An 11,850-nucleotide genomic window follows, 5' to 3' on the forward strand; every position below is an offset into this window, starting at 1 on the left:
GCCGGCCTGGAGCCAGCCCCTTGTCACGCCCCTGGAGGGTCAATGTCTTTCAACATCATGATGGTTTTCGGTACTCGGCCGGAGGCCATCAAGATGGCGCCGCTCGCCAGAGTGCTGCGTCAATGGCCCGGGGTCACATTGAACATCTGCTCCACCGGTCAACACCGGGAGATGCTCAAACAGGTGCTGGACTCCTTCGAGCTGACGGTCGACCAGGACCTGCAGGTGATGACTCAAGGTCAGACACTCAACGGTCTTTCCCAGCAACTGCTGATTCACCTCGACCAGGCTTACGAGCGGGTGAAGCCCGATATCGTGCTGGTCCACGGTGATACCACCACCAGCTTCATCGCCGCCCTCGCCGCCTTCAATCGCCAACTGCCCATCGGCCACGTCGAGGCCGGTTTGCGCACTGGCAACCTGCGTGCACCCTGGCCGGAAGAAGCCAACCGACGCCTGACCTGCGTCCTCGCCGACCTGCATTTCACTCCGACCACCAAGGGTGAAAACAACCTGCTGCGCGAGGGCACGCCCAAGGCCAGTATTGAAGTCACCGGCAATACGGTGATCGACGCGCTGCTGTGGATGCGCACTCACCAACAGGAGATCAACTGGCATCCGGCCGTCGACTCGCCGCTGGCGGTGCTCGACGACACCCGACGCATGGTGCTGATCACCGGCCACCGCCGGGAGAACTTCGGCGACGGTTTCCGCAACATCTGCCTGGCCCTCGCCGACCTCGCGCTGCGCTACCCCGATGTGCAATTCGTCTACCCGGTGCACCTCAATCCGCAGGTGCAGAAAGCGGTGTATGGCGTGCTGTCGGACAAGCCGAACATTTACCTGGTGGCGCCGCAGGATTATCAGCATTTCGTCTGGCTGATGGGCCGCGCGCACTTTATCCTCACCGATTCCGGCGGCGTCCAGGAAGAGGCCCCGGCCATCGGCAAGCCGGTGTTGGTTCTGCGCGATGTCACCGAGCGACCTTCCGTGCTTGAAGGCGGGACCGTGTTGCTGGTGGGCACCGACACCGACCGCATCGTCAAGCAAAGCTGCCTGCTGCTGGATGACGACGCTCACTTCGAGCGCATGAGTCGTGTCCACAGCCCCTACGGCGACGGCCACGCCAGCGAACGCATCGCCACTCGACTGTGCCAGTGGCTGAGCGAGCGCTCGGCGGCGGTCAAAGCACGATGAGTTTCGATTTAGTCGATTTTTTTGCCTACGTCCTGTTCGGTCTCAAGTACCTCGCGATCGCCCTGGCGTTGTTGATGTTCCTCCTCGGGCTCGATGATCTGTTCATCGATCTCGTGTACTGGGGCCGCAAGCTGGTTCGGCGCTGGCGAATCTATGAAAAATTCAAGCGCGCCGATGAGGAACGCCTGTACGCCATCGCGGAAAAACCGCTGGCGATCATGGTTCCGGCATGGAACGAAGTGGGCGTGGTGGGTGAAATGGCGCGTCTTGCGGCGTCGACGCTCGATTACGAGAACTATCAGATTTTCGTCGGTACGTACCCCAACGATGCCGAGACCCAGGCCGACGTCGATGCAGTCTGCCGGCACTATCCCAACGTGCACAAAGTGGTCTGCGCCCGCCCCGGCCCCACCAGTAAGGCCGACTGCCTGAACAACGTCATCGACGCGATCCTGCGCTTTGAAAGCGAGGCGAAAATCCAGTTTGCCGGGTTCATTCTGCACGATGCCGAAGACGTGATTTCACCTATGGAATTGCGCCTCTTCAACTACCTGCTGCCGGCCAAGGACCTGATCCAGATTCCGGTCTATCCCTATGCACCGGAGTGGCGAGGCTTCACCGCCGGGCACTACGTCGACGAGTTCGCTGAAAACCATGGCAAGGACGTTATCGTCCGCGAAGCCATGACCGGCCAGGTGCCCAGCGCCGGCGTCGGCACCTGCTTCAGCCGTAAAGCCATCACGGCCCTGCTGGAAGACGGCGACGGCATTGCCTTCGACGTGCAGAGCCTGACCGAAGACTACGACATCGGGTTTCGACTCAAGCAAAAAGGCATGAAGTGCATCTTCGCCCGTTACTCGGTGACCGACCCGAAACTGGCGCTTGACCAGCCCTGGGCGTTTGGCATGGACCGTGTGTTTTCCCAGGTGATCTGCGTTCGCGAACATTTCCCCCGGGACTTTCAGCATGCTATCCGCCAGAAATCCCGATGGATCGTCGGCATCGTCTTTCAGGGCACCAAGAACCTCGGCTGGAGCCCCACAGGCGTGCTCAACTATTTCCTGTGGCGCGACCGTCGCGGCATGATCGCTTACCTGCTGAGTTTCCTGGTCAACCTGCTGTGCATCGTGCTGCTGGCGATGTGGCTGATGACGGTGATTGCACCGACCGCCTGGCGCTATCCGTCGATCCTGTCCAACAGCCCACTGCTCGCGACGCTCTTGTGGCTCAACGGTTTGATGCTGATCAATCGGCTGTTCCAGCGTGGCTGGTTCGTCACGCGTTACTACGGACTGGTCGAAGGCCTGTTGTCGGCACCGCGCATGATATGGAGCAACTTCATCAACTTCTTCGCCAACGTGCGGGCGCTGCGCCAGGTCATGGAAATGGGCGATTCGCGCCGCGTGGCATGGGACAAGACCACCCATGAATTCCCGGCCCTGACCAAGGCCCAGCGCACGCCGCTGGGTCATCGCCTGGTGGAGAAAGGCCTGCTCAGCGAAGAGCAACTGGAAGCGGCGATCACCAACCCGATACGCCGCCGACTGGGCCACGAACTGCTGTTGCGCGAACACATCAACAGCACGCAACTGGTGGAAACCCTCGCCGAACAACTGGACCTTGAATGGGCGCCACTGAACCCGTTCAAACTCGACAAGCGCCTGATCGACGCCGTGCCGCGCAAGATCGCCTCCCACTACGGCGTGCTGCCGGTGGCCGAGGACGGCAACACGCTGGTGCTCGCCTCTGAAGGGCCGGTGAGTCAGGTATCCCTCGGCGCCATCAGCCGTCAATTGAAACGCCCGGTGCGCTGCCGTCTCGCGCCTCAGGGCCGGGTCACGCTGGGCATCCGCTATTGGTACGCCAGCCCCCGTCAGAACGAGGAAGTCCACCACATGCTCGAAGTGCTTGAGCGTCATCAGGACGATGAAGCCTTGCTCGAACGCGTCAGTCATCACCAGGTGCTGTTGGGCAATCTGCTGCAAGTGCGCGGCATGGTCCCGCCGAGTCTGTTCAATCAGGCCTTGATCGACTTCGATGCCGAGCACATGTCTTTGGGTGAACACCTGATCTCGCGCGGCATGATCACTCAGGAAGTGCTTGAACAAGCCCTGGCTGATCAGGCCAGCGAACAGCATGCTGCCTTCCGTATTGTCCGGGAGGTCGCATGAAGCCTGTCAATCGTCACGCCCTCCTGGTCGGCAGCCTGTTGCTGAGTATGAGTGCCACCGCGTGGGTGCAGGCTGAACCGCTGACCGAGTTCGAACAGTTCCGCAGTTTTCCCTACATGGATCGCAGCTATCGCGAAGCGAAAAAAGGCAACTGGGCCGAAGTCGAGCGGCTGATGCGCCACCTGCTGACCAAAGTGCCGAACAACGATGAAGCCCGGGCATTGCTGGTGGAAGCGCTGGCCAGGCAGCGGCGATACAAGGATGCCGTGCAAGCGCTGCCGGACAACCCGGACAACAACGACGCCCTGCTCAACCTGCGCCTGACCTGGATCGAACAGGATCCGCCGGGCAGCGAGCAGGTGGAACAATGGCTGGCCACCAGCAACCTCAATCAGCGTGTACGCCTGTGGCAGGCCTACAGCCTGAGCCTGGCCAGGTTTGGTGGCGCAAGCCGCGCCCACGACTGGCTCGCGCAACTGGCGCCCAAGGGGGACGACAACATTCTGCGCGAGGCTCGCGCCAATTGGTCCGAGCAATTGCGCGACTGGAACGGCACCATCGAGCAACTCGCGCCACTGGCCGCCAGCAAGCAACTGGACGCCGAAGGTTGGCAGCGACTGGCCAATGCCTATGTGCAGCGTCTCGACGAACAGCCTTTGCAGCAACTGCTGCAACAGGCACCGACAGCCGAAGCGGCGCGCAAGGCCCGCCTCGCCATGATCGACCGGGCGATCGCCATGGGCGACGTCCAGCAGGCCCAACGCTGGATTCAAACGTTGCCCGCCAACGACCTGGCTGATCCCGCGCAACGCCAGCGTCTGTGGGAACTGGCGCGACAGACCGGTGATGTGCCGACCGTGCAACGCTTGAGTGGCGAATTGCAGCGCCCGTGCCTGGAAACGGTCGAATGGCTGTCCGGTCGCGATCCGGAAGCCGCACGCACGCAATTGCGTGACTGCCCACCGAACGAGGACCCGCAAACCTGGCTGATCCTCGCCCAGCGCCTGCAGGCCACCGAGCTGCTGCAAAGCACGCGGCTGCCCGAACCCTGGGAGAGCCGTCGACAGGCACAGCTACTGGACATCTGGCAGGACCAAGGCCAGAGCGACAAAGTCATGGCCTGGCTCGCCGGCCAGCCACAGACCGCTGACGTGGTGAGACGTCGGGCCGAACTGGCTCAGGCGTTGGGGCGCAACACCGAAGCGGCAACGCTTTGGGAGCGGCATTACCAACAGACCGGCAACCTCGGCTCACTCAATCAGGCAACGTATCTGGCGCTCAACGCCGGCCAGCGCGACCACGCGCAACAGTTGCTTGAAAGTGCTTACGATCGTCACGCCGGCCAGTTGCCCGTCGCCATGCTGCAACGGCTGGCGGGGCTCTACGCGTCGTCGACGCCAACCCCGGCGCAACAGCAACGCATGGTGTCGCTGCTCAAGCGCGTCGACCCCGCGACGCGCGGCCAACTGCTGGCGCAATTCGCGGAAAAGGGTCAGTGCGATGCGGTGCAACAAGCCATCGGCGACCACCCGCAGGTCGCAGGCGACTATCGCGCCCTGGGCCGCTGCGCCATGCCGGATCGACCGGGTGAAGCCGTCGTCTACTACCAGAGCGCCGAAAAACTCGGCGACCGTGACAGCCGTCTGCCGCTGGCTTATGCGTTGGAGGCGGCCGGAGATTCCTCAGGTGCCCTGGCCATCTGGCGCAGCTTTGCGGATGCCGAACTGAGCGACAACGCCAGGCTCACGGCCAGTCGCAGCGCCCTCACCGCCGGCGACCCTCAGGCCGCAGAACGTTACTGGCAACGCAGTCGCGCCCGTGGTGCCAATGAGTGGGCGCTCGGCGCAGCGGTTGCCGACGCGCGCGGCGATCATGCAGAGGCGATGCGGCGTCAACGCTCAGCCTTGCAACAGTCGCCGGACGCCGGGCATTTTTATGCGGCGTCGGTCACTGCGCAAAAGGCCGGCGAGTTGGAACAAAGCACCGCGTGGCTCGCCGAAGCCGTGCGCCGCGAGCCGAACAACCCGCGCTATCGGGCCGATTACGGCATGCGTCTCGCCGGGGCTGACACCAAAGAACAGCGCGCCCTCGCCCTCCCATATCTGCAAAGCGCCACCCGGGATTTCCCGGAAGACTATCGCCTCGGCGAAACCCTGGCACTGCGTTATGACGAAGCCGAAGACAGCGCGGCGGCGCGCAAGGAATTGCGTCGGGTCATTGACCTGGAACAGCACCCGGTCGCCGCCGACGATGAGGACGGCAGCATGGAAGCGCGCCGCTACCGCCAGCGTCGCGCCCACGAAACCCTGTCCCGCCGCGACAGTCGCACCCTGGCCAGCACCTGGTCGCCGGCCGGGGTCTCGACCAACGACAGTTTCCGCCCCAATGGCACCCTTCGCGACTCGTCACGCCGCGCCACCTCGCAGAATGTGCAAGTGGCGATCTGGGACCATGCGCTCGGTGAAGAACCGAGTCGCGCCGGGAGCGCGTTGTCACTCTACGGCCGCGTATTGCTCGGCGGCCGGGGCCGTTCGAGCTATGGCGAATCCCTCGGCACCGGCGTGGGTCTGCGATACAAGCCGTGGGGCACCGCGAACATCAACTTCTACGGCGAGATCTACAAGCAAAGCACGTTCAATGACAACGACAATCAGCATATGAGCCTGGGTCAATTGCTCATCCCCGAAAAACTGGCGGACCAGTTCAACGATCATCGCCAGGACGGTCACACCAGCACCGACTACCTGCTGCGCACTACCGCGTCGTTCCTTGATCAGGGGCGGTTCCGCAACGACTGGCGCGTCGATGAAAACGACTGGGAAGAACGCTTTCTCTACCTCGATGCGGCGTGGTGGACCAAGGCCGGTGATCACCAATGGCTGTCGCGGTTCCAGCAAGGTCACACCTGGAAGCTGCCGTTCAACGGCGCGCAAACCCTCATGCCGTACGGCTTTCTCGAGTTCGCAACACAGGACCCGGGCAACGACTGGCGCCAGGACCTGCGCACCGGTATCGGCCTGCGCTGGCAATGGTGGTTCGACGACGACATCTACAACGCTTACCGCGCACACCTGACGGTGCGCACCGAGTATCAGCAATCCCTGAGCGGCAATCTGTATGACGGCGGCAACGGTGTGCTGCTGGGCGTGGAGTTGAATTTCTGATGACGCGACTTTTCCTGGTTTTCTGTCTGTTGCTGAGCAGCACCATGGCTCGCGCCGATGAACGAATTTTCTATCAACCACTGAACGTCGACGCCAGTGTCAGCCAGGCGCAATGGCAGCGCATCTGGCAAGACACCGGCAAACAGGGTGTGCAGACCGTCATCGTGCAATGGACGGCGTACGGTGATTCGGACTTTGGCGGCGCCAATGGCTGGCTCGCCAAAAGTTTGCAACAGGCCCACGCCCAAGGCCTGAAGCTGGTGCTGGGCCTGCGCATGGACCCGGCCTATTACCAGCGCATCGATGAACTGGACAGCGCCGGGCTTGCCGCCTACTGGCAGGCGCAACTGGGGCAGTCGCTGGCTCAGCAACAGCGGTTGCGCCAGGACTGGAAGCTGTCGGTCAGCGGCTGGTATCTGCCGCTGGAACTCGACGACTTTCACTTCCTGGCGGTCGATCGACGGCAAACCCTGCAACGCCAGCTCAAGGATTTCGCCGGCAAGCTGGACGCACCGCTGCACGTCAGCGCCTTCACCGCAGGCAAGCTCGCGCCGCAGGTGAACGGCCAGTGGCTGGGTGAACTGGCGAGCGCGGGAGTTCAGGTGTGGTGGCAGGACGGCGCCGGCACCGGTCGTTTGCCGCCACTGGTACGCAACGGCTACGCCAGCGCACTGCCCTGCCCGATCGGCATCGTGCGCGAAGCCTTCCGGCAGGTCAGCGCCGAGGGTCAACCGTTTCTCGCAGAACCGGCCGCTCCGGACACTACGTCAGCGGGTTGCCATCCGACGGCGGTGTTTTCCCTGCGCTATCGACCGTGGGGCCAGGTGATTCTCGACAACCAGCGTAGGCATCAGGTTGACGATGTTCATAAATAGAATCTGAGTCGTCTGACCGTCAGCCTGCTCGCGAAGACGGCTATTGAATTAGCGCTCACCTGCTTCCTTGTAAACCACTCCACGCTCCCTCTTGCCCACCGCGATTTTTGACCCGCTCGATATACCGCACCACCGCCGCCGATTTCTCAAACCGCCGATAAACCAACGACAACCACGAACTCGCCTCACAGCCCTTGATCGACCGGTAAACCACGCCGGGCAATCCGACATGCCCGACCACCGACTCCGGCACCACCGCCACGCCCTGCCCCAGCGACACCAGCGCCAGCACCGCCACCAGCCCGCCGGGTTGCGCCCCCAGTTTCGGCGCAAACCCACCTTCGGCGGCGACTTGCAAGGTGCCGCTGATCTGTTCCGGCAGGATGAACGTCTCGGCCTGCAGGTGCTCCGGGCCGATCTCGGTCAACCGGCACAACCAGGATTCAGCCGCCAGTGCCAGCACAAAACCTTCCGCGTCGAGGCGAATGGCGTCCAGGCCTTCGGGCAAGGTCATGGGTGAGCGGACATAGCCGATGTCGAATCGACCTTCGAGCACCATCGTCGGCAAGGACGCCATCGGGTGTTCCCGTACGTTGAGGCTGACGTCCGGGCACTCGCGACTGAACGCCTGCACCTGTTTCTGAAGCAGGCCCGAGTACACCGCCGAGGCCACGTAACCCAGTTCGATATGGCCAATGTCCCCGCGCCCGGCACGCTGGGCGTTTTGCTGGGCGTATTCGAATTGCCGCACCGTTGCCTCAGCTTCGATCAGCAGCGCGGCGCCGGCTTCGGTCAGACTGACTTCGCGCGTCTGGCGCACGAACAGTCGCGTGCCGAGCTCGTTTTCCATGTCCTGGATCTGTCGAGTCAAGGTCGGCGGCGCGATACCGAGTTGTTCGGCGGCACGGGTGAAGTTGCCTTGCCGGGCAACAGCGAGGAAATAGCGAAAATGGCGGATGTCCATCGGTGCATTAGCTCAAAGGTAATGAAGTACCGCTAATCGGCTAACGAAGCCTGTAAACGGTCGCGATAAGCTCTTTCTGCAATCACAGTAGAGAGCCCATACCATGTACGTCAAACCCCTTGATGCCTCAACGATCAATGGCCTTGCTCAAAAGGCAATCCGCTCATGAGCCGCGTCAGTCCACGCCTGACATTGTTGACGGCCTCCGGCGTCTGTTCGCTGATCGTCCTCGACACCAACATTGTCGCCGTCACCCTGCCCACCATCGCTCGAGACCTGGGCGCGAACTTTGCCGACATCGAGTGGGTGGTCAGCGCCTACATGCTGGCTTTCGCCGCCCTGCTCTTACCGGCAGGCAGCATTGCCGACCGCTTCGGCCGGCAGAAAACCCTGCTCTGTGGCCTGGGGCTTTTCATTCTGGCGTCCATCGGTTGCGGCGCGGCACCCACGGCGTTGTTCCTCGACATCGCCCGGGCGGTCAAAGGCGTCGGTGCGGCGTTGTTGCTGACCTCCGCGCTCGCCTCCATCGGCCACACCTTTCACGATGAAGTTGAGCGAGCGAAGGCCTGGGCGTTCTGGGGCGCCTGCATGGGCGTGGCAATGACCGCTGCGCCGACCGTCGGCGGGCTGATTACCGAGTACATCGGCTGGCGCTGGATTTTCTACCTCAATTTGCCCGTGGGCCTTTTCCTGATGGTAATGGTCTGGCGTGCCGTGCCGGAATCTCGCGACCCTCAATCCGCGCGTCTCGATCCGTGGGGCAGTCTGGCGTTCAGTGCCAGTTTGCTGTGCCTGATCTGGGGCCTGATCGAGGCCAACCGGATCGGCTGGAGCAACCCGGCCACCTACGCCAGAATCATCGGCGGCGCGCTGTTGTTGGGAGTGTTCGTCGTGATCGAGCGGATGCAGCAGCGGCCGATGGTCGACCTGCAATTGTTCAAGCACCCGCGCTTCATCGGCGCACTGCTGGGTATGTTTGCCTACGCCGGTTGCGCCCAGGTGATGATGACGTTGCTGCCGTTTTATCTGCAGAACGGCCTGGGTTTCTCGGCCATCGCTTCAGGGCTGGGCATGTTGCCATTTGCCCTGACCATGCTGATTTGCCCGCGCATCGGCGTGCGCCTTTCCAGCCGCTTTGCACCGGCAACCTTGATGGCGACCGGTTTGACCCTGGTCGGCAGCGGCAATCTGCTCAGTGCCTGGGCAGTCAACAGCGGCGGTTACCTGCCGTTCGCCCTGGCGATTGCCGTGACGGGCGCCGGCGCCGGATTGCTCAATGGCGATACGCAGAAAAACATCATGGTATGCGTGCCGCGGGAGCGTACCGGTATGGCGTCAGGCATGAGCACCACGATGCGCTTCAGCGCCATCGTGTTGGCCATCGGTGTCTACGGAGCGTTGCTGTCGAGCCATACCGAGCAATTGTTGCGCGCCAGTCTGTCGTCACAAGGAACACAATGGCTCGACCAGACTCAGGGCATCGCCTCGCGAGTGGTGGCCGGCGACATGACGGCGGCGATGGCTTTGCTGCCGGAAACCGCGCGCAGCCTCGTCGAACCGTTGGCCCGGCAGGCGTTCGTCGGCGGCTTCACTTTCTTGCTGTGGGTCGCCGGTTTACTGGCCTTGCTGGGAGCGCTGGTGGTGGGCACGCTGATGCGCAATCCGATCCCCGCCCCATCGGCGGCGACCATCAACGCGAATGCTTGAATGACGCCAGCACCCGCTCAGCATTGGCATCGCAGCCCATGCCGGCGGGTTTTGCCTGAATATCGTCGATCACCGCCAACAGCTTTGCCTTGCTCTGCGCAAGGTGCAGCTGCATTTCTTCGATTTGCTCGACTTTGCGATTTAGGCCCGCCAGCAGTTCGTCGTGTTTGAATTCACCGGTCACGGTGTCTGGCATCAACTGCTTCAACTCTTCCAGGCTGAACCCGGCCTGCTGCGCGCACTGGATGAGATACAGCGTTTGCAGAACCTGATCGGGATAATGCCGATAGCCATTCGCCCGTCGTTCCACTTTCTGGATCAGGCCCTGAGCCTCGTAAAAACGAATACGCGACGGATTAAACCCGCTCAACTGCGCCAATTCACCAATCTTCATCACTGCCCCGTTTTGCCTGCTTGACATTAAAGTTAACTTTAAGCTTAGCCTCTACGCTTCACTGATGAGGAGTCAAGCATGTCGCCCTTCCAAGCGTTGAATTTGCCCAACGGCCAGGCCATCGGCAATCGCATTGCCAAAGCGGCGATGGAAGAGAACCTTGCCGATACCGGGCAGGCGCCGTCCGATGCGCTGTTTCGGTTGTATCAGACTTGGGCCGGGGGCGAAGCCGGATTGTTGCTGACCGGCAACGTGATGATCGATCGTCGTGCGATGACCGGCCCGGGGGGCGTGGTGCTGGAAGATGATCGCGACCTGGAACGCTTTCGCCAATGGGCAACGATTGGCCGTTCCGGTGGCGCGCAGTTCTGGGTGCAACTCAATCATCCGGGGCGCCAGACCATGGCCAACCTCGGCCAGCAAGCGTGGGCGCCCTCGGCGGTCGCACTGGATCTTGGTTCGTTTTCCAGGATGTTTGCCGAGCCCAAACCGATGTCCGAGGACGATATCGCCGAAGTGATCACGCGCTTCGCCACCAGCGCTGCACTCGCGGAAAAAGCCGGTTTCACCGGCGTGCAGATTCATGCGGCACACGGCTACCTGATCAGCCAGTTCCTGTCGCCGCTGACTAACCGTCGAACTGACTGTTGGGGCGGGTCCCTGAAAAATCGCGCGCGTCTGCTGCTGGACGTTGTCCGCGCCGTTCGCCAATCCGTGTCACCGCAGTTTTGTGTGGCAGTGAAACTCAACTCCGCCGACTTCCAGCGCGGCGGATTCGACGCCGACGACGCCCGGCAAGTGATCCAGTGGCTCAACGATTCGCAGATCGATTTGCTGGAGTTGTCGGGCGGCAGCTACGAAGCCCCGGCCATGCAAGGCGAGGCACGCGATGGCCGGACTCTGGCGCGGGAAGCGTACTTTCTGGAGATGGCGGGTGAACTCGCCGGTGTGGCGCGCATGCCGGTGATGGTGACGGGCGGAATTCGACGTCTGGCGATCGTCGAACAGGTGCTCGCCAGCGGTATCGCCATGGCCGGCATCGGCACCGCACTTGCCCTTGAGCCGCAGTTGGTCAAGCACTGGCGCGAAGGTCGGGACAGCCATCCGCAATTGCCGCCGATCCGCTGGAAACGCAAGCCGTTGGCCGCACTGGCGAGCATGGCCGTGGTGAAGTTCCAGCTTCATCGATTGAGCCGGGGACGCAAGCCCCGACCCGACGTGTCGGCAGTCTGGGCGCTGATTCTCGACCGTTTGTACATCGGCCGCCGCACGCGGCAGTACCGGCAGGCGATGGGTAAGTAATCGGGGTCTCGGACAAACTATCGATGAAGATCAAATGTGGGAGCGGGCTTGCTCGCGAAAGCGGTGGGTCATTCAA

The 11,850-nt window shown here is 62.4% G+C and carries 8 protein-coding genes; 6 read left to right on the plus strand and 2 right to left on the minus strand.

Features of this window, described 5'->3' with window-relative positions; genetic code table 11:
- Positions 1–42 precede the first annotated feature (42 nt).
- From wecB to J2Y86_RS05035, 4 genes are read left to right on the plus strand one after another with little or no spacing between them, the layout of a single operon-like run.
- The gene (gene wecB, locus J2Y86_RS05020; protein WP_253428638.1) at positions 43–1,197 is read left to right on the plus strand and encodes a non-hydrolyzing UDP-N-acetylglucosamine 2-epimerase; all 1,155 of its coding nucleotides are present in this window, start codon (positions 43–45) and stop codon (positions 1,195–1,197) included.
- On the plus strand, positions 1,194–3,368 hold the full coding sequence (gene nfrB, locus J2Y86_RS05025) for a cyclic di-3',5'-guanylate-activated glycosyltransferase NfrB (RefSeq protein WP_253428639.1): 2,175 nt from the start codon (positions 1,194–1,196) through the stop codon (positions 3,366–3,368). Before wecB ends, nfrB begins: the two co-directional genes overlap by 4 nt.
- Positions 3,365–6,532 carry an NfrA family protein gene (locus tag J2Y86_RS05030; RefSeq protein WP_253428640.1) on the plus strand — a complete coding sequence of 1,056 codons (3,168 nt, stop codon included), beginning with the start codon at positions 3,365–3,367 and terminating at the stop codon, positions 6,530–6,532. The genes nfrB and J2Y86_RS05030 overlap by 4 nt, the downstream gene beginning before the upstream one ends.
- Complete coding sequence (locus tag J2Y86_RS05035) at positions 6,532–7,407, plus strand: DUF4434 family protein (protein WP_253428641.1); 876 nt, start codon at positions 6,532–6,534, stop codon at positions 7,405–7,407. The genes J2Y86_RS05030 and J2Y86_RS05035 overlap by 1 nt, the downstream gene beginning before the upstream one ends.
- A gap of 55 nt (positions 7,408–7,462) precedes the next feature.
- On the opposite strand, the gene J2Y86_RS05040 is transcribed toward J2Y86_RS05035, so the two are convergent.
- Complete coding sequence (locus J2Y86_RS05040) at positions 7,463–8,371, minus strand: LysR family transcriptional regulator (RefSeq protein WP_253428642.1); 909 nt, start codon at positions 8,369–8,371, stop codon at positions 7,463–7,465.
- A 165-nt stretch (positions 8,372–8,536) separates the two neighbouring features.
- Here J2Y86_RS05040 and J2Y86_RS05045 point away from each other — a divergent pair, with 165 nt between their 5' ends.
- Positions 8,537–10,078, plus strand: coding sequence for an MFS transporter (locus J2Y86_RS05045; RefSeq protein WP_253428643.1), 1,542 nt, complete (start codon positions 8,537–8,539; stop codon positions 10,076–10,078).
- On the opposite strand, the gene J2Y86_RS05050 is transcribed toward J2Y86_RS05045, so the two are convergent.
- Positions 10,062–10,472: a MerR family transcriptional regulator gene (locus J2Y86_RS05050; RefSeq protein WP_253428644.1), complete on the minus strand. Its 411-nt coding sequence runs from the start codon at positions 10,470–10,472 to the stop codon at positions 10,062–10,064. The genes J2Y86_RS05045 and J2Y86_RS05050 overlap by 17 nt on opposite strands.
- Before the next feature lie 78 nt (positions 10,473–10,550).
- Between J2Y86_RS05050 and J2Y86_RS05055 the strand changes: the two genes are divergently transcribed.
- Positions 10,551–11,774 (plus strand): NADH:flavin oxidoreductase/NADH oxidase family protein, encoded by a 1,224-nt coding sequence (locus J2Y86_RS05055; protein ID WP_253428645.1) that lies wholly within the window; start codon positions 10,551–10,553, stop codon positions 11,772–11,774.
- Positions 11,775–11,850: the final 76 nt, after the last annotated feature.

Source organism: Pseudomonas migulae (assembly GCF_024169315.1).
GTDB lineage: Bacteria > Pseudomonadota > Gammaproteobacteria > Pseudomonadales > Pseudomonadaceae > Aquipseudomonas > Aquipseudomonas migulae_B.

Excerpts from the sequence above, each read along its gene's own strand:
- J2Y86_RS05045 (WP_253428643.1), top strand. The coding sequence starts at position 8,537 with ATGAGCCGCGTCAGTCCACGCCTGACATTGTTGACGGCCTCCGGCGTC.
- J2Y86_RS05030 (WP_253428640.1), top strand. The coding sequence starts at position 3,365 with ATGAAGCCTGTCAATCGTCACGCCCTCCTGGTCGGCAGCCTGTTGCTG.
- J2Y86_RS05040 (WP_253428642.1), bottom strand. The coding sequence starts at position 8,371 with ATGGACATCCGCCATTTTCGCTATTTCCTCGCTGTTGCCCGGCAAGGC.
- nfrB (WP_253428639.1), top strand. The coding sequence starts at position 1,194 with ATGAGTTTCGATTTAGTCGATTTTTTTGCCTACGTCCTGTTCGGTCTC.
- J2Y86_RS05050 (WP_253428644.1), bottom strand. The coding sequence starts at position 10,472 with ATGAAGATTGGTGAATTGGCGCAGTTGAGCGGGTTTAATCCGTCGCGT.
- wecB (WP_253428638.1), top strand. The coding sequence starts at position 43 with ATGTCTTTCAACATCATGATGGTTTTCGGTACTCGGCCGGAGGCCATC.
- J2Y86_RS05035 (WP_253428641.1), top strand. The coding sequence starts at position 6,532 with ATGACGCGACTTTTCCTGGTTTTCTGTCTGTTGCTGAGCAGCACCATG.
- J2Y86_RS05055 (WP_253428645.1), top strand. The coding sequence starts at position 10,551 with ATGTCGCCCTTCCAAGCGTTGAATTTGCCCAACGGCCAGGCCATCGGC.